24 protein-coding genes and 1 pseudogene are annotated in these 26,089 nt (G+C 73.2%); 13 read left to right on the top strand and 12 right to left on the bottom strand.

Features of this window, described 5'->3' with window-relative positions:
• Nucleotides 1-190: 190 nt before the first annotated feature.
• The 3 genes from ABEE00_RS08195 to ABEE00_RS08205 all read right to left on the bottom strand — a co-directional run bounded on the left by ABEE00_RS08195 (nt 191) and on the right by ABEE00_RS08205 (nt 2,697).
• Nucleotides 191-1,051 carry a 3-hydroxybutyryl-CoA dehydrogenase gene (locus ABEE00_RS08195; RefSeq protein WP_345744972.1) on the bottom strand — a complete coding sequence of 287 codons (861 nt, stop codon included), beginning with the start codon at nt 1,049-1,051 and terminating at the stop codon, nt 191-193.
• A 337-nt stretch (nt 1,052-1,388) separates the two neighbouring features.
• Nucleotides 1,389-1,589: a DUF1918 domain-containing protein gene (locus ABEE00_RS08200; RefSeq protein WP_345744623.1), complete on the bottom strand. Its 201-nt coding sequence runs from the start codon at nt 1,587-1,589 to the stop codon at nt 1,389-1,391.
• Nucleotides 1,590-1,716: 127 nt separating this feature from the next.
• Entirely contained in the window at nt 1,717-2,697 is a 981-nt protein-coding gene (locus ABEE00_RS08205; RefSeq protein WP_345744624.1) for a DMT family transporter, read from the bottom strand.
• On the opposite strand from ABEE00_RS08205, the gene ABEE00_RS08210 reads away from it, so the two are divergent.
• Nucleotides 2,696-4,147: an aminotransferase-like domain-containing protein gene (locus tag ABEE00_RS08210; protein ID WP_345744625.1), complete on the top strand. Its 1,452-nt coding sequence runs from the start codon at nt 2,696-2,698 to the stop codon at nt 4,145-4,147. The genes ABEE00_RS08205 and ABEE00_RS08210 overlap by 2 nt on opposite strands.
• A gap of 159 nt (nt 4,148-4,306) precedes the next feature.
• Nucleotides 4,307-4,876 (top strand): histidine phosphatase family protein, encoded by a 570-nt coding sequence (locus ABEE00_RS08215; RefSeq protein ID WP_345744626.1) that lies wholly within the window; start codon nt 4,307-4,309, stop codon nt 4,874-4,876.
• Between the two features lie 16 nt (nt 4,877-4,892).
• On the opposite strand, the gene ABEE00_RS08220 is transcribed toward ABEE00_RS08215, so the two are convergent.
• Nucleotides 4,893-5,888, bottom strand: a complete 996-nt coding sequence (locus tag ABEE00_RS08220; protein ID WP_345744627.1) for an aldo/keto reductase — start codon at nt 5,886-5,888, stop codon at nt 4,893-4,895.
• Nucleotides 5,889-6,049: 161 nt separating this feature from the next.
• On the opposite strand from ABEE00_RS08220, the gene ABEE00_RS08225 reads away from it, so the two are divergent.
• Nucleotides 6,050-6,841 carry an SDR family oxidoreductase gene (locus ABEE00_RS08225; protein ID WP_345744628.1) on the top strand — a complete coding sequence of 264 codons (792 nt, stop codon included), beginning with the start codon at nt 6,050-6,052 and terminating at the stop codon, nt 6,839-6,841.
• A gap of 30 nt (nt 6,842-6,871) precedes the next feature.
• Here ABEE00_RS08225 and ABEE00_RS08230 read toward each other — a convergent pair whose 3' ends face one another.
• Both ABEE00_RS08230 and ABEE00_RS08235 read right to left on the bottom strand, forming a co-directional pair.
• Nucleotides 6,872-8,089 carry a cytochrome P450 gene (locus ABEE00_RS08230; RefSeq protein WP_345744629.1) on the bottom strand — a complete coding sequence of 406 codons (1,218 nt, stop codon included), beginning with the start codon at nt 8,087-8,089 and terminating at the stop codon, nt 6,872-6,874.
• An 86-nt stretch (nt 8,090-8,175) separates the two neighbouring features.
• The gene (locus tag ABEE00_RS08235) at nt 8,176-9,015 is read right to left on the bottom strand and encodes an ArsR/SmtB family transcription factor (RefSeq protein WP_345744630.1); all 840 of its coding nucleotides are present in this window, start codon (nt 9,013-9,015) and stop codon (nt 8,176-8,178) included.
• Nucleotides 9,016-9,217: 202 nt separating this feature from the next.
• On the opposite strand from ABEE00_RS08235, the gene argC reads away from it, so the two are divergent.
• The 5 genes from argC to ABEE00_RS08260 are packed head-to-tail and all read left to right on the top strand — an operon-like array spanning nt 9,218 to nt 14,157.
• On the top strand, nt 9,218-10,246 hold the full coding sequence (gene argC / locus ABEE00_RS08240; RefSeq protein WP_345744631.1) for an N-acetyl-gamma-glutamyl-phosphate reductase: 1,029 nt from the start codon (nt 9,218-9,220) through the stop codon (nt 10,244-10,246).
• Nucleotides 10,243-11,397 carry a bifunctional glutamate N-acetyltransferase/amino-acid acetyltransferase ArgJ gene (argJ, locus tag ABEE00_RS08245; protein ID WP_345744632.1) on the top strand — a complete coding sequence of 385 codons (1,155 nt, stop codon included), beginning with the start codon at nt 10,243-10,245 and terminating at the stop codon, nt 11,395-11,397. Before argC ends, argJ begins: the two co-directional genes overlap by 4 nt.
• Nucleotides 11,394-12,377, top strand: coding sequence for an acetylglutamate kinase (gene argB, locus ABEE00_RS08250; protein WP_345744633.1), 984 nt, complete (start codon nt 11,394-11,396; stop codon nt 12,375-12,377). Before argJ ends, argB begins: the two co-directional genes overlap by 4 nt.
• Nucleotides 12,374-13,615, top strand: a complete 1,242-nt coding sequence (locus tag ABEE00_RS08255) for an acetylornithine transaminase (RefSeq protein WP_345744634.1) — start codon at nt 12,374-12,376, stop codon at nt 13,613-13,615. The genes argB and ABEE00_RS08255 overlap by 4 nt, the downstream gene beginning before the upstream one ends.
• Complete coding sequence (locus ABEE00_RS08260; protein ID WP_345744635.1) at nt 13,612-14,157, top strand: arginine repressor; 546 nt, start codon at nt 13,612-13,614, stop codon at nt 14,155-14,157. Before ABEE00_RS08255 ends, ABEE00_RS08260 begins: the two co-directional genes overlap by 4 nt.
• On the opposite strand, the gene ABEE00_RS08265 is transcribed toward ABEE00_RS08260, so the two are convergent.
• The 6 genes from ABEE00_RS08265 to ABEE00_RS08290 all read right to left on the bottom strand — a co-directional run bounded on the left by ABEE00_RS08265 (nt 14,132) and on the right by ABEE00_RS08290 (nt 20,652).
• Nucleotides 14,132-15,001 (bottom strand): ABC transporter ATP-binding protein, encoded by an 870-nt coding sequence (locus ABEE00_RS08265; protein WP_345744973.1) that lies wholly within the window; start codon nt 14,999-15,001, stop codon nt 14,132-14,134. The two genes, ABEE00_RS08260 and ABEE00_RS08265, sit on opposite strands and share 26 nt — an antisense overlap.
• A gap of 5 nt (nt 15,002-15,006) precedes the next feature.
• Complete coding sequence (mdlC, locus tag ABEE00_RS08270) at nt 15,007-16,689, bottom strand: benzoylformate decarboxylase (protein WP_345744636.1); 1,683 nt, start codon at nt 16,687-16,689, stop codon at nt 15,007-15,009.
• A 1-nt stretch (nt 16,690) separates the two neighbouring features.
• Nucleotides 16,691-17,476 carry an ABC transporter permease gene (locus ABEE00_RS08275; RefSeq protein WP_345744637.1) on the bottom strand — a complete coding sequence of 262 codons (786 nt, stop codon included), beginning with the start codon at nt 17,474-17,476 and terminating at the stop codon, nt 16,691-16,693.
• Entirely contained in the window at nt 17,473-18,300 is an 828-nt protein-coding gene (locus tag ABEE00_RS08280; RefSeq protein ID WP_345744638.1) for an ABC transporter permease, read from the bottom strand. The genes ABEE00_RS08275 and ABEE00_RS08280 overlap by 4 nt, the downstream gene beginning before the upstream one ends.
• Nucleotides 18,301-18,307: 7 nt before the next feature.
• The gene (locus ABEE00_RS08285; RefSeq protein WP_345744639.1) at nt 18,308-19,303 is read right to left on the bottom strand and encodes an ABC transporter substrate-binding protein; all 996 of its coding nucleotides are present in this window, start codon (nt 19,301-19,303) and stop codon (nt 18,308-18,310) included.
• 344 nt (nt 19,304-19,647) lie between these two features.
• The gene (locus ABEE00_RS08290) at nt 19,648-20,652 is read right to left on the bottom strand and encodes a bile acid:sodium symporter family protein (protein WP_345744640.1); all 1,005 of its coding nucleotides are present in this window, start codon (nt 20,650-20,652) and stop codon (nt 19,648-19,650) included.
• 272 nt (nt 20,653-20,924) lie between these two features.
• Here ABEE00_RS08290 and ABEE00_RS08295 point away from each other — a divergent pair, with 272 nt between their 5' ends.
• From ABEE00_RS08295 to ABEE00_RS08315, 5 genes and pseudogenes are all read left to right on the top strand, one after another.
• Nucleotides 20,925-21,341: a DUF488 domain-containing protein gene (locus ABEE00_RS08295; protein ID WP_345744641.1), complete on the top strand. Its 417-nt coding sequence runs from the start codon at nt 20,925-20,927 to the stop codon at nt 21,339-21,341.
• A gap of 102 nt (nt 21,342-21,443) precedes the next feature.
• Nucleotides 21,444-22,640 carry an argininosuccinate synthase gene (locus ABEE00_RS08300; RefSeq protein ID WP_345744642.1) on the top strand — a complete coding sequence of 399 codons (1,197 nt, stop codon included), beginning with the start codon at nt 21,444-21,446 and terminating at the stop codon, nt 22,638-22,640.
• Complete coding sequence (gene argH / locus ABEE00_RS08305) at nt 22,637-24,085, top strand: argininosuccinate lyase (protein ID WP_345744643.1); 1,449 nt, start codon at nt 22,637-22,639, stop codon at nt 24,083-24,085. The genes ABEE00_RS08300 and argH overlap by 4 nt, the downstream gene beginning before the upstream one ends.
• A 170-nt stretch (nt 24,086-24,255) precedes the next feature.
• Entirely contained in the window at nt 24,256-25,332 is a 1,077-nt protein-coding gene (locus tag ABEE00_RS08310; protein ID WP_345744644.1) for an alpha/beta fold hydrolase, read from the top strand.
• 171 nt (nt 25,333-25,503) lie between these two features.
• Nucleotides 25,504-26,043, top strand: a pseudogene (locus tag ABEE00_RS08315) (TetR/AcrR family transcriptional regulator); the annotation flags it as partial.
• Between the last annotated feature and the right edge of the window lie 46 nt (nt 26,044-26,089).

Raw genomic sequence — 26,089 nt, forward strand, 5'->3', positions numbered from 1 at the left:
CCCCTTGGGATAAGAGCGAAGCAGGATGCTATACGCCGGAATTGCCAAGGAAAGGGGCGAGCGGGGCCCATGCTCGATTCGTGACTGTTTCGTATTCAATCAGTGTGCGCGGGCCGGCGTCCGGGCATGAAAAAGGGCCCCAACCGCCTGCGTGCAGCAGGTTGTCGGGGCCCGGGATCGAGCCGGGGGCTCAGTTGTAGGCGTAGAAGCCTGCGCCTGTCTTTCGGCCCAGGCGGCCTGCCTCGACCATGCGCTGGAGGAGCGGGGGCGCCGCGTACAGGGGCTCCTTGAACTCGGCGTACATCGACTCTGCCACCGAGACGACCGTGTCCAGGCCGATCAGGTCGGAGAGCTTGAGCGGGCCCATGGGGTGGGCGCAGCCCATCTCCATGCCGTTGTCGATGTCCTCGCGGCTCGCGATGCCGGACTCGAACATCCGGACAGCGGAGAGCAGGTACGGGATCAGCAGCGCGTTCACCACGAAGCCCGAGCGGTCCTGGGCGCGGATGGTGTGCTTGCCCAGGATGCCGCCGATGGCCGCCTCGGCGCGCTTGATCGTCTCGTCCCCCGTGGTCAGCGCGGGGATCAGCTCGACGAGCTGCTGCACGGGCGCCGGGTTGAAGAAGTGGATGCCGATGACCTGGTCGGGACGGGAGGTCGCGACGGCCAGCTTCACCAGCGGGATGGAGGAGGTGTTGGAGGCCAGGATCGCGTCCTGCCGGGTCACCACCTGGTCGAGAACCTGGAAGATCTCGGTCTTGACCTGCTCGTTCTCGATGACCGCCTCGATCACCAGATCGCGGTCGGCGAAGTCGCCGAGGTCGGTGGTGAAGCTGAGCCGGTTCAGCGCCGCGTCGCTCTCCTCGCGGGTGAGCTTGCCGCGCTCGGCCGCCTTGTCCAGCGAGTTCACCAGCCGGGTGCGGCCCAGCTCCAGTGCTTCGCCGTTGGTCTCGGCGACCATGACTTCCAGTCCGGCCCGCGCACACACCTCGGCAATGCCCGAACCCATCTGGCCGGCTCCCACCACTCCGACGCGTTCCACGTCGGCAATAGAGTCCGTCACCTCGTGCCTTTCGCTGGTCCTCGGTCCCGGCGGCCCCGCCGCGGCGCCGTCGCCGCACGGGTTCTGCCGCCCCGACGCCAGACGTTACCTCCGGGTCGCACCGGCGTGTGGAGCGGGTGTGGAGTGTGCCCCATGGGGCGTACGAGGCGCCGTACGGGAACCCGCCGGGCCCGCGAACGCGAGCCCGCACGCAATCCCGTACACAAGCCGTACGCGAACCCCGCACACCGGCCCACGCGCACCGGCCCCCCACACACAGGACGGCCGCCACCCCGTACGCGGGGCGGCGGCCGTCCTCCGAGGTGCCGTGGGCGCGCGCTCGCGCTTACGGCTCCCCGCGGGTGTGCGGCTCCTTGATGACGGTGTCGGGGCCCGGGGACATGACCGTCTCGTGGCCGTCCTCGAAGCGCACCCGGTACGGCGGCTCGCCGTCGGGCCCCAGAACCTCGACGATCTCCGCGACACGGTCGTGCTGTCCGACGACCCGGCCGTGCATCAGCAGATGGTCGCCCGTATTCGCTCGCATCAGGACTGCCCTCCTGTCCGCAGGGTGCAGGTGCAGGTCGGAAGTGCCGTACTCCCATGGGTACGGCGTATCGAGCCGTGCGGCAAGTCTACGGCGGGCCGCCGGGGTTGACCCCTTTCGCGCCCTGTCAGGCCTTGGTGCGCTGTACGAGGACGATGACCACCAGCACGGCGAGCGCGGCGGGCGGCGCCGCGGGGGACAGGCGCTCGCCGAGCAGCAGCACCGACCACACCAGGGTGAGCAGCGGCTGCGCGAGCTGGACCTGCCCGGCGCGGGCCACGCCGGCGGTGCCCAGGCCCCGGTACCAGAGCAGCAGCCCCAGGAGCGTGGAGCCGAGGGACACCCACAGCAGGCCCGCGACCGCGTGCGGGGTGACGTGCACGGGCTCGGCCCACAGGGCCAGCGCCGCGGCGGGGACGGCGAGCGGCAGGCTGCCGATGAGGGCCCAGCCGATCACCTCGAGACCGGTGAGTTCGCGGGCGAGGCGGCCGCCCTCCGCGTAGCCCGCTGCGCACACCAGCAGCGCCCCGCCGAGGTAGAGGTCGGCCCTGGTGGGAGCGCCGCCGCTCTCGTACAGGGCGAAGGCCACCACCACGGCGGCGCCCGCGAGCGCGACGGCCCAGAACGCGGGGGACGGGCGCGCCCCGGTGCGCAGCGAGGAGTAGACGGCGGTGGTCAGCGGGAGCAGGCCCACCACCACGGCGGCGTGCGAGGTGCTGGAGGTCTCCAGCGCGAGGGTGGTCAGCACGGGGAAGCCGGCCACGACGCCGGAGGCGGCCACGGCCAGCCCCGGCCAGTGGCGGCGCGCGGGCACCGGCACCCGCAGCACCGCGAGCAGGACGGCGGCGGCCGCGGCGGCGGTCACGGTGCGCAGGGTGACCGAGGTCCAGGGGCCGAAGCCCTCCAGGGCCCAGGCCGTGCCGGGGAAGGTGAGGGAGAAGCAGACGACGCCGAGGGCGGCGGCGAGCAGACCGCCGCGCGGGGTCGCGGAGGAGCCCCCGGGAGAGCCCTCGGGAGCCGTGGCGCGCTCCGTACGAGGTGCCTTCCCGCTCTCCGGGAGGGGAACCGCTATCGGTGTCTGATCGGTAGCGCTATCCTGTGCTGTCATGCAACAGCGTAGCAGTGTGGGTGAATTGGCCACCGCTCTCCGGCGGGATCTCGACCGCTACTCCCCGGGAGAGAAGCTGCCGTCGAGTCGCGCGCTCGTGGAGCGGTACCGGGTCAGCCCGGTCACCGTCTCCCGCGCGCTCTCCACCCTCACCGCCGAGGGCCTCGTGGTCACCCGCCCGGGCTCGGGGGCCTACCGCGCCGAGCCGCACCCGGAGCGGACGCCCGCGGGCGACACCTCGTGGCAGGAGGTGGCGCTGAGCGCCGACCCGTCGGGCGACCAGGTGCCGCGCAGCGTGGACGCGCAGGGGGTGAGCGCCACGCTCACCGTTCCGCCGCCCGGCGTGATCGAGCTGAACGGCGGCTATCTGCCGGAGAGCTGGCGCCCCGAGCGCGCACTGGCCGCCGCGATGGCGCGGGCCGCGCGGCGCCCGGGCGCCTGGGGCAGGCCGCCCGTTGAGGGTGTGGGGGAGCTGCGCGGCTGGTTCGCGCGGGAGATCGGCGGTCACTCCGGCGCGGTGCACGCCTCCGACGTACTGATCACGGCGGGCGGCCAGAGCGCGCTGACCACCGCGCTGCGGGCGCTCGCGGCGCCGGGCGCGGCCGTGCTGGTCGAATCGCCCGCCTATCCCGGCACGTTGGCGGCCGCCCGCGCCTCGGGGCTGCGCCCCGTGCCCGTACCGGTGGACGCCGAGGGGGTGCGGCCCGAGCTGCTGGAGGCGGCGTTCCGGGGGAGCGGGGCGCGGGTCTTCGTGTGCCAGCCGCTCTTCCAGAATCCGACGGGCGCCGTGCTGTCGGCCGAGCGGCGCGCCGAAGTGCTGCGCGTGGCGCGGGAGTCGGGCGCCTTCGTGGTCGAGGACGACTTCGCCCGCCACCTCGGGCACGAGGACGCCGGGCCGCTGCCGCCCGCGCTGCGCGCCGAGGACCCGGACGGCGTGGTGGTGCACGTGCGCTCGCTCACCAAGCCCGCCTCGCCCAGCCTGCGCGTGGGCGCGCTCGCCGCGCGCGGGCCCGTGCTGGAGCGGCTGCGCGCGGTGCAGGTCGTGGACAGCTTCTTCGTGCCGCGCCCTCTCCAGGAGGCCGCGCTCGAACTCGTCGGCTCGCCCTCCTGGGGCCGCCATCTGCGCGCCGTCGCGGGCAAGTTGCGGCAGCGGCGCGAGGTCATGCTCACCGCGCTGGCCCGTGAACTGCCCGCGCTGCACCTGGCGCACGCGCCCCGCGGCGGCTACCACCTGTGGGTGCGGCTCCCCGAGGGCGTGGAGGAGCGCGTGCTCGTCGCCGCCGCGATGCGGGCCGGGGTCGCCGTCGCGCCCGGCGCCCCGTACTTCCCCGCCGAACCCCCGGCCCCGCACCTGCGGATCACCTTCGCGCCCGCGGCGGCCGAGCAGGACGTGGCCGAGGGGGTGCGCCGCCTGCGTACCGCGTACGAGGAGATCTACGGGAGGGCGTAGACGGTACGTGGACGCGGCGCGGAAACGGCGTACGGGCAGGCCAGGGGTGTCCAGCGCGGAGCGGTGCGGGCGCCCCGTCCCCGTACGGGCGTCCAGGGCCCGCACCGATTTCTCCGCCGACTATCGAACACGGGGGCGTATGCGCTCTACGATCCCTCAATGCGCTCACGCGTCACGCTGGTCGCCGCCGCCCTGAGTTCCGCCGTGCTCGACGTGCGCTTCGGCGACGAGCGGCCGCTGGACCCGGTGGGCTGGGACGCGGTGCGCCGCAAGGTGCCCGCGTACGCGCATCTGGCGGCCGCCGAGCTGCGCTACTGCTCGCCCGCGCCGCGCTGCCGGGACACCGGCGAGGTGCTGGGCCTGACCCCGCTGGCCCAACCGGCCCTGCGCGACTGCGACATGGGCCGCTGGCAGGGCCGCACGCTGCCGGAGGTCGCCGAGTCCGAGTCGGCAGCGGTGAGCCAGTGGCTCGCCGATCCGCGCGCCGCGCCGCACGGCGGGGAGACCCTGCTCGCCTTCATACGGCGCATCGGCGGCTGGCTCGACACCCGGCCCGTCGGCGATGACGGCTGGGCCGTCGCGGTCGCCGAGCCCTCGGTGGTGCGCGCGGCGCTCTGCTACGCGCTGAGCGCGCCGCCGCACGCGTACTGGCACCTCGACGTCCAGCCGCTCTCCACGGCGACCCTCACCGGGCGGCCGGGTGACTGGAGCCTGAGCCTGGAGGGGTGAGCCCCCCCCCGCCGGATCAACGGCCCACGTACGCGGCGCTGTTGGCGTCGTAGCGGTCGCCCGCGACGTCCTCGCGGGGCGCGGCCGACTCGATGCCCGCCAGCTCCTCGGGGGTGAGGGCGATGTCCAGGGCCGCGAGGTTCTCGGCGAGGTACTTCTCGCGGCGCGTGCCGGGGATGGGCACCACGTCCTCGCCCCGGTGCTGCACCCAGGCGAGCGCGAGCTGCCCGGCGGTCACGCCCTTCTCCGCCGCGAGCGCGTCGAGGCGCTCCACGATGGCGAGGTTGCGCTCCAGGTTGCCGTCGGCGAAGCGCGGCTGGTTGCGGCGCATGTCGCCCTCGGCCAGCCCGTCGACGCTGGTGTAGCGGCCGGTGAGGAAGCCGCGGCCGAGCGGCGAGAACGGTACGAGGCCGATGCCCAGCTCCCGGCACAGCGGCGCGATCCCGTCCTCCAGGTCCCGCGTCCACAGCGACCACTCGCTCTGCAGCGCGGCGATGGGGTGCACCGCGTGGGCCCGGCGGATGGTCTCGGCGCCCGCCTCCGAGAGCCCCAGGTGCCGGACCTTGCCCTCGCGTACCAGCTCCGCCATGGCGCCGACGGTCTCCTCGATCGGCACCTCGGGGTCGACCCGGTGCTGGTAGTAGAGGTCGATGTGGTCGACGCCGAGTCGGCGCAGCGAGGCCTCGCACGCCTGGCGCACGTACGCCGCGTCGCCGCGGATCGCGGTGGGCTCGCCGAGCGCGTTGGCGAAGCCGAACTTGGTGGCCAGCACGGCGCGTTCGCGGTGCCGGGGCTCCGCCAGGGCGCGGCCGATCAGCTCCTCGTTGTGGCCCGCGCCGTAGAAGTCGGAGGTGTCCAGGAGGGTCACGCCGAGGTCGAGGGCGCGGTGCAGCGTCGCGACCGACTGCGCGTCGTCCGAGCTGCCGTAGCCGTGGCTCATGCCCATGCAGCCGAGCCCCTGCGCGGAGACTTCGAGGGCGCCGAGGCGGCGGGTGGGGAGCGAGGAGGTCATGGTCTTCTCCGGGGTGCGGCGGGGCGGGTTTCCGTACGTCTTCCGTACGCAGTGAAGCTACGACTTGGAGCGCGCTCCAAGGCAAGCGGGCGCTCCGCCACGGGCCGCGGCGGCCCTCCGGTGGCAAGCTGTCCTGAGTCGTCTTCCCGCGAGGAGGGGCCATGGCCGAGGGGACCGTTCTTGTCACGGGCGGCACGGGCACGCTGGGACGGCCGCTCGTGGACCGGCTGCTGGCCGACGGCGCCGCGGTACGGGTGATGAGCCGGCGGCCGCGGCGCGCGGAGGACGAGCGGCCGTACGCGTGGGCCGTCGCCGACCTCACCACGGGGCAGGGCCTCGACGCCGCCGTCGAGGGCGTCTCGGTGATCGTGCACTGCGCGACCTCGCCCCGGCACGAGGTGGCCTGCACCCGGCGGCTGATCGAGGCGGCGGAGAGCGCGGCGCGGCGCGGCGGGGCCGCGCTGCCGCACCTGGTCTACATCTCCATCGTGGGCGTGGACCGGAACCCGTTCTTCTACTACCGCGCGAAGTACGCGGCCGAGCGCCTCATCGCGACCTCGCCCCTCCCGTGGACCGTCCTGCGGGCCACCCAGTTCCACGACCTGCTCGCGGGGCTGGTCAGCGCCCAGCGGCGGCTGCCGGTCGTGGTGGGGGCGAAGGGGTTCCGCTTCCAGCCCGTCGAGGTGTCCGAAGTGGCCGCCAGGCTCGCGGAGCTGGCGCAGGGGCCGCCCGCGGGCCGGGTTCCGGACATGGGCGGGCCCGAGATCTACACGCTGGGCGAACTGACCGCGATGGCACAGCGCGCCACGGGTGCGCGGGGCCGCTACGTACCCCTTCCGCTGCCGGGCAAGGCGGCAGCGGCCTTCCGGCGCGGTGTCAATCTGTGCCCGGACCGCGCGGTCGGCACGGTGACCTTCGGGGACTACCTCGCCGCGGGCGCGGGCGCCCGGTGAGCTGCGGCGCGGGCGCCCGGTGAGTGGTGGTCAGCAGGTGACCGGCAGCCGCTCCATCCCGCGGATCACGAAGTTGGGGCGCCAGCGCGGGGTGCCGGAGACCGGGCGCAGGTGAGCGGTCCGGCGGATCAGGGTGTCGAAGGCGGCGGCGAGTTCGACCCGGGCCAGGGGCGCGCCCAGGCAGTAGTGGATGCCCGCGCTGAAGGAGAGGTGCGGGTTGACGGGGCGGGCGAGGTCGAGGCGTTCCGGGCCGTCGAAGGCCGCGGGGTCGCGGTTGGCCGAGCCGAACAGCATGGCCACCTCCTCGCCGCGCGGAATCCGTACGCCGCCCACCTCGATGTCCTCCAGCACCCAGCGCTCGAAGAGCTGGAGCGGGGTGTCGTAGCGCAGCAGCTCCTCGACGGCCGAGGGCATCAGGTCCGGGTCGGCGCGCAGGGCGGCGAGCTGGTCCGGGTGATGCTGGAGGTGCCACCAGCCGGTGGTGATCGAGTGCACGGTGGCCTCGTGGCCCGCGTTGAGGAGCAGCGCGCAGGTGGACACCATCTCCTGCTCCGACAGCCGCTCGCCCTCGTCGTGCGCGGCGATCAGGGCGCTGACCAGGTCGTCGCCGGGCGCTTCGCGGCGCGCGGCGATCAACTCCCGCAGGTAGTCCGAGAATTCGCGGGAGGCGGTCACGGCGCGTTCGGCCGTCTCCTCGCCGGGGTTGAGCTCGTACATCCCGCAGATGGCGGCCGACCAGGGGCGCAGCAGCGGGCGGTCGGCCGCGGGCACGCCGAGCAGCTCGGCGATCACCGCGACGGGGAACGGCTCGGCGAAGTCGGCGACCAGATCGCCGCCGCCCGCGGCGAGCAGTCCGTCGGCCAGCTCCGCGGCCAGTCCTTCCACGTACGGGCGCAGCCGCTCGGCCCTGCGCGGGGTGAACGCCGTGGAGACCAGGCGCCGCACCCGCGTGTGGTCGGGCGGTTCCTGGTCCAGCATCCCGTTGTCGTTGAGGGTGTGGAACGGCTCGTGTGCCGCGGGCGGCGCCGTACGCCCGAAGTCCTCGTGCGCGAAGCGGTGCCGGTAGGTGCGGCCGAGGCGCCGGTCCCTCAGCAGTGCCGCGACGTCCGCGTGGTGCGGGATCAGCCACTGCCGGGTCGGCTCGTTGAAGTGGACGCGGCCACGCTCGCGCAGTGCGGCGAACGCCGGATAGGGATCGGCGACGAAGCCGGGTGACCGCGGGGCGAAGAGAGAGGCTGCGGTGGCCATGCCCCGGACAGTAGGGCGCGGCGGGGACGTTGAGAAGGGGGCTCCCCCCCCGGAGCCGGTGGACGCGGCAGGGGCGCCGCGTCGGCTCAGCCCTCCGGCAGCGGCTCGCCCGTCTCCAGCAGGGACTTGAGGCTGGAGATGATCGCGGGCCAGCCCCCGCTGCACATCTCGCGCACGGTGCTGTCGGGCCCGAAGCCGCCGTGCACCACGGTGAGCTTGACCATCTCGCCGCCCTCGCCGACCGGCTCGATGTCGAAGGTGACCTGCGAGCGCGGCTCGGCCGCGAGCTTCGCGCGCAGCTCCTCGTCGAGCCCGACGGACTCGGCCCACTGCCGGGTGAAGGTGTGCCAGGTGTAGGACAGCCGCTTGCCGGGCTCGGCCTCCAGCACCACCTGCTCGGGGTGCTCGATGGGCCCGCTGCCCGCCTCGTTCCAGACGAGCGGCGAACCGGGCCGCCAGTCGGTCTCGAAGGCCACGCCCCAGTAGCGCCGGGTGAAGGCCGGCTCGGTGAGCGCCTCCCAGAGCCGCATGGGGGTGGTGGCGATGTACGTGGTGTAGACGAACTCCGTGCCGTCGCCGGTGTCCCCGGGGGCGGTCCCGCTCGTGTCCTCGGACATGGGGGGTTGCTCCAATGCTCGTTTCAGGTCGGCGAGCGCGCCGGCCCGTTCGCGGTCGTACTGGCGGATCCAGCGCTCGGCGATGGCGTTGATGGGCTCGGCGTTGAGGTAGTGCAGCTTCTCCCGGCCGCTGCGGACCGTGGTGACCAGATTCGCCGCCTCCAGCACCGCGAGGTGCTTGCTGACCGACTGCCTGGCCATGTCGAGCTCGTCGCACAGCTCCCGGAGGCGCTGCCCGTTCCGCGCGTTCAGACTGTCCAGCAGCCGGCGGCGGCCGGGGTCGGCCAGCGCCCTGAAGACCTCGTCCATCTCTTCGCCATCCCGGATACGCACGCGCCGCCCGGCGCGGTCCCATACATGCAGCCAAATGGCTGCCTAATCAAAAATGGCAACCGCGCGGCTGCATGTCAACGCGGGCGGGGTGAGCCCCGGGGCTCCTGGGGCCTCTCGGGATGCCGTTGCATAAAGCTACTGCGATACGTATAGTCATGCCATCGACGAGGAGGCTTCGATGGCAGTGCGTGTGGCAGTGGCAGGGGCGAGCGGATACGCCGGGGGTGAGGTGCTGCGGCTGCTGGCCGGGCACCCGGAGGCCGAGGTCGGCGCGCTGACCGGGCACTCCAACGCGGGGCAGCGCCTCGGCGCGCTGCAGCCCCACCTCGCCGCCTTCGCCGACCGCGTGCTGGAGGAGACCACAGCCGACGCGCTGCGCGGGCACGACGTGGTCTTCCTCGCGCTGCCGCACGGGCAGTCCGCCGGAGTCGCGGCCGAGCTGGGTGACGGAGTGCTGGTCGTGGACTGCGGCGCGGACTTCCGGCTCACCGACGCGGCGGACTGGGAGAAGTTCTACGGCAGCCCGCACGCGGGCAGTTGGCCGTACGGGCTTCCGGAGCTGCCGGGGGCCAGGGACGCGCTGCGGGGGTCCCGGCGCGTCGCGGTCCCCGGCTGCTACCCGACCGCGGTGTCGCTCGCCCTCGTCCCCGCGTACGCCGCGGGGCTGGTGGAGCACGAGGCCGTGGTGGTCGCCGCCACCGGCACCTCCGGCGCGGGCAAGTCGCTCAAGCCGCACCTGCTGGGCAGCGAGGTCATGGGCTCGATGAGCCCGTACGGCGTGGGCGGCGTGCACCGGCACACCCCCGAGATGGTGCAGAACCTCAGCGCAGCCGCGGGGGACCGGGTGTCCGTCTCCTTCACGCCGACCCTCGCGCCCATGTCCCGCGGCATCCTCGCCACCTGCAGCGCGAAGGCGCTGCCCGGCGTGGGCGCGGCCGAGCTGCGCGCCGCGTACGAGAAGGCGTACCAGGACGAGCCGTTCGTGACCCTGCTGCCCGAGGGCCAGTGGCCGGCCACCTCCTCGGTGTACGGCTCCAACTCCGTACATCTGCAGGTCGCCTACGACGCGGACGCCGGACGCGCGGTCGTCATCAGCGCCATCGACAACCTGACCAAGGGCACCGCGGGCGGCGCGGTGCAGAGCATGAACATCGCCCTGGGCCTCGACGAGGCCACCGGGCTTTCCACGATCGGAGTCGCACCGTGAGCGTGACAGCGGCGAAGGGATTCACCGCGGCGGGCATCGCCGCGGGAATCAAGGACAGCGGCGGACCTGACCTCGCGCTGGTGGTCAACGAGGGGCCGCGCCGCGCCGCGGCGGGCGTGTTCACGGCGAACCGCGTGAAGGCCGCCCCGGTCCTGTGGTCCGAGCAGGTGCTCAAGGGCGGAGCGGTCACCTCCGTGGTGCTCAACTCCGGCGGCGCCAACGCCTGTACGGGGCCGAAGGGCTTCCAGGACACCCACGCCACCGCGGAGAAGGCCGCCGAGGCCCTGGGCCAGAGCGCGGGCGAGGTCGCGGTCTGCTCCACCGGCCTGATCGGCGAACTCCTGCCCATGGACAAGGTGCTGGGCGGCATCGACAAGGCCGCGGGGCAGCTCTCCGCGCACGGCGGGGAGAAGGCCGCGCTCGCCATCAAGACCACCGACACGGTGCACAAGACCTCGGTCGCGGAGAGCCCGGCGGGCTGGACCGTGGGCGGCATGGCCAAGGGCGCGGGCATGCTCGCGCCGGGGCTGGCCACCATGCTGGTCGTGATCACCACGGACGCCGACGTGGACTCAGCGGGGCTGGACCGGGTGCTGCGCGAGGCCACCCGCACGACCTTCGACCGGGTCGACTCGGACGGCTGCATGTCCACCAACGACACGGTGCTGCTGCTCGCCTCGGGCGCGAGCGACGTGGCGCCGGACGAGGCCGAGTTCGCCGAGGCCGTGCGGAAGGTCTGCGACGACCTGGGGCAGCAGCTCATCCGGGACGCCGAGGGCGCCAGCAAGGACATCCGCATCGAGGTGGTCAACGCCGCGAGCGAGGACGAGGCGGTGACGGTGGGCCGCACCATCGCGCGCAACAACCTCCTCAAGTGCGCCGTGCACGGCGAGGACCCCAACTGGGGCCGGGTGCTCTCCGCGATCGGCACCACCTCGGCCACCTTCGACCCCGACGAGCTGAACGTGGCCATCAACGGCGTGTGGGTGTGCAGGAAGGGCTCGGTGGGCGAGGACCGCGAGGGCGTGGACATGCGCTACCGGCAGGTCGAGATCACCGCCGACCTGGCGGCCGGCACCGAGTCGGCTGTCGTGTGGACCAACGACCTGACCGCCGACTACGTCCACGAGAACAGCGCGTACAGCTCATGAGCGACGACACGAGCGGTGAGATGGGCAACCCCAAGGGCACCCGGCGGCACACCGCCCTCCCCAAGGCGCAGACCCTCATCGAGGCGCTGCCCTGGCTGACGAGGCATCACGGCAAGACCGTGGTGATCAAGTTCGGCGGCAACGCCATGGTCGACGAGGAGCTGAAGGCCGCCTTCGCGCAGGACGTGGTGTTCCTGCGGCACGCGGGCCTGCGCCCCGTCGTCGTACACGGCGGCGGCCCGCAGATCAGCCGGCAGCTCGAACGGCTCGGCCTCGCCTCGGAGTTCACCTCCGGGCTGCGGGTCACCACCGACGAGACCATGGACGTCGTACGGATGGTGCTGGCAGGACAGGTGCAGCGCGAGCTCGTGAACCTGCTCAACCAGCACGGCCCGCTGGCCGTCGGCATGACCGGCGAGGACGCGCACATCATGGCCGCCACCAAGCACTACGCGACGGTGGACGGCGAGCGGGTGGACATCGGCCGGGTCGGCGAGATCGCGTCCGTGGACACCGGCGCCATACAGGCCCTGCTGGACGACGGCCGCATCCCGGTCGTCTCCTCCATCGCCCGCAGCGCCGACGACGACCACGTCTACAACGTCAACGCGGACACGGCGGCGGCCGCGCTCGCCGCCGGGCTCGGCGCGGAGACGCTGATGGTCCTGACCGACGTCGAGGGGCTGTACGAGGACTGGCCGCACAGCGACGACGTGATCAGCCGGCTCACCGCGAGCGAGCTGGAGCGGCTGCTGCCCGACCTGGCCAGCGGCATGGTGCCCAAGATGCGCGGCTGCCTCTACGCGGTGCGCAACGGCGTGGGCAACGCGCGGGTGCTGGACGGCCGCGTACAGCACTCGATCCTGCTGGAGATCTTCACCGACGAGGGCATCGGCACGATGGTCGTGCCCGACGCCGCCGATACTGCAGACGCCGCGGACGCCGTGGGCGCGACGAACGAGGGGAAGCTCAGCGCATGAGCACCGGGACCGGAAACCCGCAGGGGACCACGGGCAACGCGGCGTTCGCCACGCGCTGGCAGGGCGCCATGATGGACAACTACGGCACCCCGCGCATCCCCCTCACGCACGGCGAGGGCTGCCGGCTGTGGGACGCCGAGGGCAACGAGTACCTCGACTTCGTGGGCGGCATCGCCGTGAACGCGCTGGGCACCGGGCACCCCGCCGTCGTCCGCGCCGTCTCCGACCAGGTGGCCACGCTGGCGCACACCTCCAACCTGTTCATCGCCGAGCCGCCCGTCGCGCTCGCCGAGCGGCTGCTGGAGCTGGCCGGGCGGCCCGAGGGGCGGGTGCTGTTCTCCAACTCCGGCGCCGAGGCCAACGAGACCGCGTTCAAGCTGGGCCGCCGCACCGGGCGCACGCACATGGTCGCCACCGAGGGCGGCTTCCACGGCCGCACCATGGGCGCCCTCGCGCTCACCGGGCAGCCCGGCAAGCAGGAGCCCTTCGCGCCGCTGCCGGGCGAGGTGACGCACGTTCCGTACGGGGACGTGGAGGCGCTGCGCGCCGCGGTCACCGAGGAGACCGCGCTGTTCATCGTCGAGCCGCTGCAGGGCGAGAACGGCGTTATCGCGCCGCCCGAGGGCTACCTCGCCGCCGCCCGCGAGATCACCGAGGCCACCGGCACGCTGCTCGTGCTGGACGAGGTGCAGACCGGCATCGGGCGCACGGGGCACTGGTTCGCGTGCCAGGCCGAGGGCGTGCAGCCGGATGTGATCACCCTGGCCAAGGGCCTCGGCGGCGGGCTGCCCATCGGCGCGACCCTCGCCTTCGGGGACGCTGCGAAGCTGTTCACGCCCGGACAGCACGGCACGACCTTCGGCGGCAATCCGGTCTCCTGCGCCGCGGGCCTCGCGGTGCTGGAGACCATCGCGAACGAGGACCTGCTCTCCCACGTGAAGCGCACCGGGGCCCGGCTGCGGGACGGAATCACGGCCCTGGGCCACCCTGTTGTGAAGGGCGTACGCGGCGCCGGGCTGCTGCTGGGTATCCTCCTGACCGAGCCCGTCGCAGCGCGGGCTCAGCAGGCGGCCCAGGATGCGGGATTCCTGGTGAACGCGGTCGCCCCGGACGTCATCCGGCTCGCACCGCCGCTGATCGCCGGCGAGGACGAGACGGACGCCCTTCTGCGGGCCCTGCCCGGAATCCTCGACGCCGCCTGCGCAGAATCACGAGCCGAAGGGGAACCGGGGCGATGAGCGAGCAGGAGCAGGCCAACGGGACGCAGCCGGGGGGTCCCGCCGTGCCGCAGACGCGGACGGCGCGGCACCGGAGGATCGTGGACATCCTCAACCGCGAGCCGGTGCGCTCCCAGAGCCAGCTCGCGCGCCTGCTCGCCGACGACGGGCTGACCGTCACCCAGGCCACGCTCTCCCGCGACCTGGACGAGCTCGGCGCCGTGAAGATCCGCAACACCGGCGGCGAGCTCATCTACGCGGTTCCCAGCGAGGGCGGCTTCCGCACCCCGCAGGCGCCGCTCGGCGAATCGGCGAAGGAGGCGCGGATGCGGCGCCTCGCCGGCGAACTCCTCATCGCCGCCGAGGCCTCGGCGAACCTGGTGGTGCTGCGCACCCCGCCGGGCGCGGCCCAGTTCCTCGCCTCCGCGATCGACCAGGCCGAGCTGCACGCCATCCTGGGCACCATCGCGGGCGACGACACCCTGCTCCTGATCAGCCGCGAACCCGACGGCGGACAGTCGCTCGCCGACCACCTGCTCAATCTGGCGCAGAACGAGCGCTGAGCGGCCCTCCGCCGCCCGGCGCGCCCGCGTCACCCCGCGCTCCATCGCCGCTCGCGTCGCCCCGCGGCCCGTCGCCGTCCCGCGGCGCAGCCGCCCGCACCGCCCGCCCCACCTCGGCGCGCAGCTCCACGAAGGAGGGGTGCGCCCTGGTGGTGATCTGGTCGCGGTCGGGCGGCAGCGGCACCTCCAGGTCGGCCCGTACGCGGCCCGGCCCGGGGGAGAGGACCGCGACACGGTCGCCCACGTACACGCTCTCGTCGATGTCGTGGGTGACCAGCAGGATCGTGGCGCCCTCGGCGCGGTGCACGCGCAGCAGCAGGTCCTCCAGGTCCTCGCGCGCCTGCGCGTCGAGGGAGCCGAACGGCTCGTCCATCAGCAGCAGTTCGGGCCGGCACACCAGCGCGCGGGCCAGCGCCACGCGCTGCTGCATCCCGCCGGACAACTGCCACGGATAGCGCCGGGCCACCTCCGGAAGCCCCACGAGCTCCAGCATCCGCGCGGCCTCGGCGCGCCGCGCCGCACGTCCGGTCCCCGTACGCAGCAGGGGCACGGCCACGTTGTCCCGGACGCTCAGCCAGGGGAACAGCGACCGCGCGTAGTCCTGGAACACCACGCCGAGCCGGTCGGGCACCCCGGTCACCGCGCGCCCGCCGAGCCGCACTTCGCCCGCGTACGGCGTGAGCAGGCCCGCGGCGCAGCGCAGCAGCGTGGACTTGCCGCAGCCCGAGGGCCCCACGATGCTCAGCAACTGGCCCTCGGGCACGGACAGACCGATGTCCCGCAGGACGTCGGGCGAGCCGGGGCCGCCGTACCGGTGGCTGACCCCGTCGAACTCCAGCAGCACCCGGCTCACTCCTCCCCGCCCTCGTAGAGCGTGTCCTCGCCGGGGGCCACGCGTACGTGCAGCAGGCGCGGTCCGGTCGGGCCGTCCTGCGCCAGTACGCGGTCGAGCGCGGCGTCCAACTCGCCGGCCTCGGCCGCCCGTTCGGCGGGGCAGCCCATGGAGAGGGCCAGCGCCGCGAAGTCGATGCCGCCGATGTCCGTGCCGGGCACCGCGTCCAGGCCGATGCGGCGGCCCAGCGCCTGCACCGCGCCGTAGCCCTCGTTGTCCAGCAGGACGTAGCTGACCGGCGCGCGGTGCCGGGCCGCCGTCCACAGCGCCTGCACCGAGTAGAGCGCGGAGCCGTCGCCGAGCACGCACACCACGCGCTCGCTCCCTTCGTGTTCGGCGGCGGCCAGGGCGCGGCCCACCGCGAGCGGCAGGCCCCAGCCGAGCGCGCCGCTCCCGGTGGTGAGGAAGCCGCCGGGGACCGTGACGGGAAGCCGCGCGTGCAGGGCGTCCCGGTGGCTGGGCGCCTCCTCCACCAGCACGGCCCCGTACGGCATCCGCTGCCGCAGCGCGTCCATGACCTGCTCGGGGGTGATGGGCGCCGGGCCTGCGGCCCCGGTGGTGCGGCGCGGGGCGGGGGAGGGGAGGACGCGGCTCCCGGGCGCGGGCCGGTCGGACTGCTTGACCAGCCCGTTCAGGGTGCGCAGCGCCGGGCTCAGGGTCGTGATCAGGCTGGTGCCCGTGGGCAGCCAGGCCGCCTGCTCCGGGTCGCAGTCCAGGTGGAACAGCTCCGTGCCGGCCTCCAGATGGGCTCCCTCCGCGTGCACGTGGTACGTGAACAGCGGGGCGCCGAGCGCCACCACCACGTCGTACGGGGCGAGTTGGCGCGCGAGCTGTCCCGGCACGGGCGGCAGGAAGCCCTGGAAGTACGGGTGGTCCTCGGGAAAGCCCGAGCGCCCCGACATCGGGCTGATCCACACCGCGGCGCGGGTGCGCTCGGCCAACTCCCGTACCGCGTCATCGACCCGCTCGTCCGACACCCCGGGGCCGACCACGAGCGCGGGGCGCTCGCACGCGTCCAGGCGCCGCCCCAGCGCGGCGAGCGCCTCGGGGTCCGCGCTGAAGCCGTCGTGCACGGTGCGCGGCGCGGGCACCTCGCCCGGGCGGTCCCAGTCGTCCTCGGGCACGGAGAGGAACACGGGCCCCCGCGGGTGCGTCATGGCGAGCCTGTGCGCCTCGGCCAGCGCGGCGGGCACGTCCTCGGCCCGCGCGGGCTGGAGGCTCCACTTCACATAGGGCCGGGGGAAGCTGGCGGGCTCGTCGGCGCCGAGGAAGGGGCGGAGCTGGAGCAGCGCCCTGGACTGCTGACCGGCGACGATGACCAGCGGCACGCGGTCGCGGTACGCATTGAAGACCGCGCCCAGCGAGTGCCCGACGCCGCCCGCCGAGTGGAGGCTGACCAGCGGGGCGCGGCCTGTGCCGAGCGCGTACCCGGCGGCCGTGGCCACGGCGGTGGACTCCTGGAGCCCGAGCACATAGCGGAAGTCCCCGGGCCAGTCGCGGAACATCCGCAGCTCGGTGGAGCCCGGATTGCCGAACACGGTGGTCATGCCGGTGCTCCGGCACAGCTCCACGACGGCTTCCCGCACGGTCGGCGGAATTTGCGATATGGGGGTGTTCAACGGGGTGTTCTGCGCGGTCACTTCAGATCCCTCCCGGCCGGGCACGGAGCGCGGGCGTGCGCCGTTCGACGGCGAGCAGTACGGAGTTGAGCAGATGTCCCAGCGCGCCCAGCAGCACCATCGCGGCCCACACGGTCAGCAGGTCCGAACGGGTCTGGGCGTCGGTCAGCGTGAAGCCGATGCCGTCGGCCGTACCCGGCAGCAGCTCCGAGAAGACCATCAGGATCAGCGAGAGCGACAGGCTCAGCCGCAGCCCCGCGAAGATCCTGGGCAGCGCGGCGGGCAGGATCAGCAGCCGCACCCGCGCGGCCGCCGTCATCCGCAGCGCCGCCGCCACCTCAAGGCGCAGCGGGTCCACGCCCCGCGCGCCCTCGGCGGAGTTGACCAGCACGGGCCACACCGCGCTGAACACGATGGAGGCGAGCTGCATCGGCGTACCGAAGTCGAAGAGCACCACGAACACCGGCACCAGCGCGGGCGGCGGCACCGCCCTGGCGAACTGGAGGACCGGATCGCAGGCCGCGTACACCCGGGGCGAGCGCCCCAGCGCGATCCCGAGCGCGATCCCGGCGGCCGAGGCGAGCGCGAATCCGGCGGCCATGCGGCCGAGGCTGGGCAGCACGTTGCCGACCGCCGCATCGGTGAGGAAGAGGCGCGCGGGAGGTCCGGAGAACCACAGCTCGTACGCATGGCGGGCGATCCGTGACGGCGGCGGGAAGAACACGCTGCCGTGCCGCCGCGCGACGAACTCCCACACCGCGACGGCGGCCGCGAGCACGCCCCAGCGGAGCGCGAACCGGCGGATCACGCGGGCACCCGTGAGGTCTTCCGCGCGGCTCGCGCGCGGTGTTCCGGCGCCCACGGGAACGCGCGGCGTTCGGCCGCGCCCAGCGCGAAGTTGACCAGCAGGCCCAGTGCGCCCGCCCACACCACACCGGCCAGCACGTCGCGGGCGCCGTCGGTCGCGTTGCCGGCCTGCGCGATGAAGATGCCCAGGCCCTCGCCGAACCCGGCCAGGATCTCGCTGGCCACGGCCAGGATCAGCGCGACGGCGGCGGAGATCCGCACCCCGGCCGCGATGAACGGCGCGGCCTGCGGCAGCCCCGCGCGCAGCAGCACCTGCACGCGCCCGAAGCCGAAGGCGCGCAGGGTCTCCCGGGCCACCGGATCGGTCTCGCCGAGTCCGTACACGGTGTTGAACAGCACCGGCCAGACGGACGCGTACGCGATCAGCGTGATCTTCATCTGGGCGCCGCTGCCGAGCAGCAGCGACACCAGCGGGATCAGCGCGACGGACGGCACGGGCCGCAGGAACTCGACGATCGCGCGCACCGCCGCGTTCACCCACGGCACGCTGCCGAGCAGCAGTCCGGCCGGTACGGCGAGGGCGCAGGCCAGCGCGAGCCCGCCGGCCCATGCGCCGAGCGTCGCCAGCAGCCCCTGGAGGAACAGCGGGTCGCCCCCCAACTCAGCGGCCCGCGCCACCACGTCGGAGGCGGGCGGCAGATACTCGCGCCGCACGATCCCGGACCGCCCCAGCGCCTCGCACGCGCCGAAGGCCACCAGCACGCCGCCCGCGCCGAGCAGCAGCCGCTCCCGGCGGCCCGGGGGCTTCCGCGTGGGCGTGGTCATGCCGGGGTCACATCGCGGGCCGGGGCAGCAGCTTCGCCGTGTCCGGCTGCTTCTTCAACAGGCCCTGGTCCGCCATCAGTTCGCCCAGCTTGTCCAGCCGCGCCGGGTCGGTGGCCGTCGGATAGTCCGGCAGCGCGATGGCGCGGGCCCGGTCCGGCGGGATCTTCGCGTACGAGGGCAGGACCTTCTCCACAGCCTTGCGGTCCTTGGCCGCGATGGCCTGCGCCTTCTCGATAGCGCGCCGGAAGGCGGCTGCCGTACGGGGATTCCGCTCGGCGAACTTCGCGGTGCTCACATACCCGCTGACCGGCAGCCCCTTCGCGGGCGGGGCCCCGCCGTCCTGGACCGTCCTGGCCCCGAGCTTCTCCTTGATGTCGGTGGCGAAGGGTTCGGAGGCGTGCACCGCGTCCACCCGCCCCTTCTCCAGGGCGACGCCCATCTGCGGGAAGGGGATCTGCCGGTACGAGGGCCTGCCGGCCTTCTGCTCGTCCAGGATGCTGTTCAGGGTGAGCGACTGGATGTTGTTGAGGATGTTGACGGAGACCTTCTTGCCCTTGAGGTCCTTCGCGTCCTTGATCCCCGAGTCCGGGAGGGCCAGTACGTCCATCATGTGCGGGGCGACCGTGGCGCCGTCGGCCAGGATGCGCGGCTCCAGCGTGTGCTTCTCCGCGGCCTGGAGGATGGTCACGTAGTTCGCCGAGGAGACCACGTCCACCTGGCCCTTGGCGAGTGCGGGCAGCGCCTGGATGCTCTGCTGCACGGGCTGGATGCGCACGTCCAGCCCTTCCTTCTTGAACAGCCCGCGCTCCTGCGCGATGTGCAGGGGAGCGCCGTCGGTGAGGGGGAGCCCCGCGACGGTGAGCGAGGGTTTCTCCAGCTTCTTACCGGTGCTGTCGGTGGCGGACGTGCTCCCGCCACCGCAGGAGGTGAGGGTGAGGACCAGGGCGAGTGCGGTGCCCGGTATGGCCAACGTGCTGGGTGTGTGGGGGTGTTGGCGCGACATGCACCTGATCGTAGGTGGGACACGCGGCCCGCGTGGGCTTTTCCCCCGGCTGCGAGGACGGGCCACCGCTCCGTGCCGTGGCACCGCCCCCTGCCGTGGCGCGACGGCGCCGGTAACCCCTGCCCGCCGCAGCGGGAAGTCGCCCAGCGGTGGCGGTCGGCGGTGGCCGCGCGTCGCGCGCCGGCCGCCGGCCGGTGGCGCTCCGCCTGCGCCTCGCTGCGGCGGGCAGGGGTGTTCCACGCCACGGCAGGAGGAGGTGCGCGGCGGAGAGGGGGCGCTGCCTGGTGACCGCTCAGGGTTGCGAGAGAACCAACGCGGGGCTGCTCAACCCCGTGTGCGGCGGATCAACCCGCGCGCGACGACCGGCGGGCCATCCATGCCGCCGCGATCGCGCCCGAGACGTTGTGCCAGACCGAGAAGACCGCGGCGGGGAGCGCGGCCAGCGGGCTGAAGTGGGCCGTGGCCAGGGACGCGGCGAGGCCGGAGTTCTGCATGCCGACCTCGAAGGCCATCGCGCGGCTGGCCGGCTTCCCCAGGCGCCCGACCTTGCCCGCGCCGTAGCCCAGCGCGAGCCCGAGCCCGTTGTGCAGCACCACGGCGAGCAGCACGAGACCAGCGGCGCCCTTGATCGCGTCCGCGCTGCCCGCCACCACGACCGCGACGATCACCGCGATGGTGAGCGCGGAGAGCCACGGCAGCACGGGCAGCGCCCTGGTCACCCAGCGCCCCGCGACCAGCCGCACGACGAGACCGGCGAGCACGGGGAGCAGCACCGTCTTGAGGATGTCGCCGACCATGGAGGCCGCGTCCACCGGCAGGTACTCCCCGGCCAGCAGCAGCGTCAGCGGCGGTGTGACCAGCGGGGCCACGACCGTGGACACGGTGGCGACGGACACCGACAGGGCCACGTCGCCCCGCGCGAGATAGGTGACGACGTTGGAGGCCGTACCGCTCGGCGCGCAGCCGACCAGGATCACGCCCGCGGCGAGCTGCGGCGGCAGATGCAGCAGGTGCGCGACCAGCCAGCCGAGCCCCGGCATGATCACGTAGTGCGCGACCAGACCCAGCGCGACCGCCCACGGCCGCTTCGCGACGCCCTGGAAGTCCCGCGGCGTCATGGTGATGCCCATGCAGAACATGACCACGCCGAGGAGATAGGGCACCGCGTCGGCGCCGCCCTCGAAGGTGCCGGGGGCCAGCAGGCCCAGGGCTCCCGCGAGGAGGACGAGTACGGGGAAGACCGTCACCGCGCGCCGCGCGGCCCGCTCGTCGCCGCCGTCCGGCGCTTCCGCCTCCGCCTCCGCCCGCGTGGACTCGGCTCTGTCGCTGTTCGTCTGTTCGGATCGCACCGCGCGATACAACGCCTCCGGCCCACGCCCACGCAAGCGCGTCTCGTCATCCGGCCCGCACGGGCCCCGCAGGGAACCCCGAGCCGGGCTCCGCAGAGGACCCCGAGCCGGACCCCGCAGGGAACGCCGGGCCGGACCCCGTACGGAATCCCGCGCCGATCCCCGTACGGGAAACCGCGCCGATCCCCGTACGGAATCCCGTGCCGAACCCCGTGAGGGAAAGCGCCCGCATCCGGTGTGCGTCGTGCCGTCGGCCGCCGCACGCTGGGGGCATGGCCGAGAAGAGCGAGCGCAAGGGCGGCAGGGCGCCGAAGGTGCGCACGAAGCGGGTGTACGAGGCTCCGGACCCGGCGGCCGACGGCGTGCGGGTGCTGGTCGACAAGCTGTGGCCGCGCGGACTGTCGAAGGCGGACGCGCGCCTCGACGAGTGGGACAAGGAGGTGGCCCCCTCCGACGAGCTGCGCAAGTGGTACCGCCACGACCCGGAGAAGTACGAGGAGTTCGCGGAGCGCTACCGCGCCGAACTGTCCACCGAGGAGGGCGACCTGGCGCTGCGCACCCTGTACGCGCGGGCCGGCGACGGCGGCACCCTCACGCTGCTCACGGCGACCAAGGATGTCGGGCACAGCCATGTGAGCGTGCTCGTGGAGCTGCTGCATGAGCAGGGCGCGCGCGACGCGGACTCCTGAGCGCCCCTGAGCGCGCCTGTGCCCCCCGGGGACCGCGTTGACGAAGCATGCAGTGGAGTGCATACTTATACCCATCAGCGTATGCATCGTAAGGAGAACCCCGTGACCGAGCGCGTCGTACTCGCCTACTCCGGCGGCCTGGACACCTCCGTCTGCATCGGCTGGATCGCCGAGGAGACCGGGGCCGAGGTCGTCGCCGTCGCCGTGGATGTCGGCCAGGGCGGCGAGGACCTGGACGTCATCCGCAAGCGCGCGCTCGACTGCGGTGCGGTCGAGGCCGAGGTCGCGGATGCCAAGGACGAGTTCGCCGAGGAGTACTGCCTCCCGGCGATCAAGGCCAACGCGCTCTACATGGACCGCTATCCGCTGGTCTCGGCGCTCTCCCGGCCGACCATCGTCAAGCACCTGGTGGCCGCGGCCCGCAAGCACGGCGCGAGCACCGTCGCGCACGGCTGCACCGGCAAGGGCAACGACCAGGTGCGGTTCGAGGCGGGCATCTCCTCCCTCGCGCCCGACCTGAAGTGCATCGCGCCGGTCCGGGACTACGCCATGACCCGGGACAAGGCCATCGCCTTCTGCGAGGAGAAGGGCCTGCCCATCGCGACCACCAAGAAGTCGCCGTACTCCATCGACCAGAACGTCTTCGGGCGCGCGGTGGAGACCGGCTTCCTGGAGGACATCTGGAACGCCCCGATCGAGGACGTCTACGAGTACAGCGAGAACCCGGCCACCCCGCGGGAGGCCGACGAGGTGGTCATCTCCTTCAAGGAGGGCGTGCCGGTCGCGATCGACGGCAAGCCGGTCACCGTGCTCCAGGCGATCCAGCAGCTCAACGAGCGGGCCGGCGCCCAGGGCATCGGCCGGATCGACATGGTCGAGGACCGGCTCGTGGGCATCAAGTCCCGCGAGGTGTACGAGTCCCCGGGCGGCATCGCGCTGATCACCGCGCACCAGGAGCTGGAGAACGTCACCGTCGAGCGCGAGCTCGCCCGCTACAAGCGGCAGGTCGAGCAGCGGTGGACCGAGATGGTCTACGACGGCCTGTGGTTCTCCCCGCTCAAGCGCGCGCTCGACGGCTTCATCAACGAGGCCAACGAGCACGTCACCGGCGACATCCGGATGACCCTGCACGGCGGCCGCGCGGTCGTCACCGGCCGGAAGTCCGACCAGTCGCTCTACGACTTCAACCTGGCCACGTACGACACCGGCGACACCTTCGACCAGTCGATGTCGAAGGGCTTCATCGAGATCTTCGGCATGAGCAGCAAGATCGCGGCCAAGCGGGACCAGGCACAGTGAGCGACGACACCAATCAGGACGTGCGGCTCTGGGGCGGCCGGTTCGCCGACGGCCCCTCGGCCGCCCTGGAGAAGCTGTCGGCCTCCGTCCACTTCGACTGGCGGCTCGCCCCGTACGACATCGCCGGATCCCGCGCGCACGCCCGGGTACTGCACAAGGCCGGACTGCTCACCGAGGACGAGCTCGGGCGCATGATCGCGGGCCTGGACCGGCTGGAGTCCGACGTACGCGAGGGCACCTTCACCGGGACCGTCGCGGACGAGGACGTGCACACCGCGCTGGAGCGCGGGCTGCTGGAGCGGCTCGGCCAGGACCTCGGCGGCAAGCTGCGCGCGGGGCGCTCGCGGAACGACCAGGTCGCGACGTTGTTCCGGATGTATCTGCGGGACCACGCGCGCATCCTGGGCGGGCTCCTCGCCGAACTCCAGGACGCGCTGGTCTCTCTCGCCGAGGCGTATCCGGACGTGGCGATGCCGGGCCGCACCCACCTCCAGCACGCGCAGCCTGTGCTCTTCGCGCACCACGTGCTCGCCCACGCGCAGGCCCTGGGCCGCGACGCGGAGCGGCTGCGGCAGTGGGACGAGCGCACCGCGGTCTCCCCGTACGGCTCGGGCGCGCTGGCCGGGTCCTCGCTGGGGCTCGACCCGGAGGCGGTCGCCGCCGAGCTGGGCTTCGAGCGTGGCTCCTCGGGCAACTCCATCGACGGGACGGCGTCCCGGGACTTCGTCGCCGAGTTCGCCTTCATCACCGCGATGATCGGGGTCGACCTCTCCAAGATCGCCGAAGAGGTCATCATCTGGAACACGAAGGAGTTCTCCTTCGTGACGCTGCACGACGCGTTCTCCACCGGCAGCTCGATCATGCCGCAGAAGAAGAACCCGGACATCGCCGAGCTGGCGCGCGGCAAGTCGGGCCGGCTGATCGGCAACCTCACCGGGCTGATGACCACGCTCAAGGCGCTCCCGCTCGCGTACAACCGGGACCTCCAGGAGGACAAGGAGCCGGTCTTCGACTCCTGCGACCAACTGGAGATCCTGCTCCCGGCGTTCACCGGCATGATGGCCACGCTGACCGTCAACCGGGAGCGCATGGAGGAGCTGGCGCCGGCCGGGTTCTCGCTCGCCACGGACATCGCCGAGTGGCTTGTGCGGCAGGGCGTGCCCTTCCGCGTCGCGCACGAGGTCGCGGGGGAGTGCGTGCAGGTCTGCGAGCGCGAGGGCATCGAGCTCGACCAGCTCACGGACGCACAGTTCGCCCAGATCTCGCCGCATCTGACCCCCGAGGTGCGCACCGTGCTCAACGTGCCCGGCGCGCTCGCCTCCCGCGACGGCCGGGGCGGCACCGCGCCCTCGGCGGTCGCCGCGCAGCTCGCCGAGGTGAAGGCCGATCTCGCCGGCCAGCACAAATGGGCCGAGGAGCGGAGCATCACGCCGCCGATGAGCTGAACGCCCGTCCAGCGGACCGGGTCCGGTTTCCCGCGCGTACCCCCGTACGCGCGGGAAACCGGACCTTTCGCGCGTCTCAGTGCAAGTCCGTGCAGATCAATTGGTGTGCATGCCAACGGAGTTCCGGGGAAGGTGCCGGTGGCCCCCGAGCAACACCTGGAGAACAGAAGATGAAGAAGGGCTCCAAAGCCACCCTGGGTCTCGTCCTGACCACCGCGGTCCTCGCGGGAGGAGCGGGCGCGTTCGGCGCCACGGCGGCCGTCGGCGAGAAGAAGCCGAAGCCGGTCGTGCAGAACAGCTTCGACTCGCTCGGCCCGCCGGTCCACCAGGTCAAGCGCGACGGCCGCACCGTGCACTACAGCGACACGGGCGAGAAGGGGGCCAGGCCCGTTCTCTTCATGGGCGGCACCGGCACGACGGCGCGCGCCTCCGGCATGACCGAGTACCTGCGCACGACCCGCCAGAATCTCGGCGTCCGGCTCATCTCCGTCGAGCGCAACGGCTTCGGTGGTACGGAGTACGACGGCAAGCTCGGCTTCCACGACTACAGCGACGACGTGCAGGCCGTCCTCGACCGGCTCGGCATCAAGAAGGCCCCGGTCATCGCCATTTCGGGCGGCGGCCCCTACGCCGCGCACCTCGCCGCCGACCACCCCGGGCGCGTCTCCGCGCTGCACCTGGCCGCCGCGCTGCCCCCGTACGGGCCGAACGACGCGAAGTTCTGCGGCCTGCCCGAGAAACAGCAGCGCAAGCAGGTCGCCGGGCAGATCACCGACCCGCGCAAGTGGTGGGGCTTCGACAAGAGCAGCCCCGTGCACAAGATCCCCGGCTTCACCGAGAACGCCGAGGAGGACGGCGCGCGGACCTACTACCTGCGCGGACAGAAGGGCGACCCGGCGCCGCAGGTGCACGAGCAGAACCTGTACTGCCAGCGTCCGGGCCCCGACCTGAAGAAGTTCGACAAGCCCGTGTACGTCTACACCGGCAAGAAGGACACCACCGTGCCGCCCGCCACCCAGGCGCTGTGGAACAGGGCGTTCGCACAGAGGCCCACGGTCCGCTCGTACGCCGACACCGGGCACGACGTGCAGTACCGGCACTGGGACCAGGTGCTCCTGGACGTCGCCGGGTACGCGGACCGCGCCGCGGTGTGCGTGAAGGGGAACACCGGGGTGCTGCCGTCGGAGAAGGCCGAGGAGCTGATCAAGCAGGGGGCGACGGCGGGGAGTTGCGCCTGGCGTGACTGACGCCGCGCGTCACCGCGTACCCACACGTGCCTGACGCCGCATACCCGTGTCCTGCGCCCCGGGGTCTCCGGACCCCGGGGCGCAGGTGTGTCCGCGGGGCCCGGGGGCACTCGGAGGCGGCCGGGCGGGCCTCGTGAGACGACTCTGTCTCATATGAACTAGCCTGGTCTCATGGACCGGGACCTCATACTCGCGCGGGCCGCGGAGCTGCTGACCAAGAAGCCCACCGCGTCCACCGACGAGATCGCCAGGTACGCGGGCATCAGCCGCGCCACCCTGCACCGCCTGTTCGCGGGCCGGGAGGCGCTGGTCCGCGCCCTGGAGGAGCTCGGCATCCGGCGGCTCAACGACGTGCTGGACGCCGCGCGCGTCGAGGAGGGCGGCGCCGAGGACGCGGTGCGCCGCCTGATCACCGAGGTGCAGCCCGTCGCCGACTTCCTCGCCTTCCTCCTCACCGAGAACCAGCTCTTCGAGCCCGGCGAGGTCCACGAGGGCTGGGAGCGCATCGACGAGCGCATCGGCGCCCTCTTCCGGCGCGGCCAGGAGCAGGGCGAGTTCCGCATCGACCTCACCTCGGCGTGGCTGACCGAGGCGCTGTACGCGCTGATCGGCGGCGCCGCGTGGGCCGTGCAGGACGGCAGGGTCGCGGCGCGCGACGCCGCCCGGATGGCCGCCGAGCTGCTGCTGGGCGGCGCACGCCGCGGTACGGATGCCTCCAGCGGTACGCACGCCCGCCCGGGCCCTCCGACCTCCCCGG

The organism is Streptomyces odontomachicola (genome assembly GCF_039605595.1).
GTDB lineage: Bacteria > Actinomycetota > Actinomycetes > Streptomycetales > Streptomycetaceae > Streptomyces.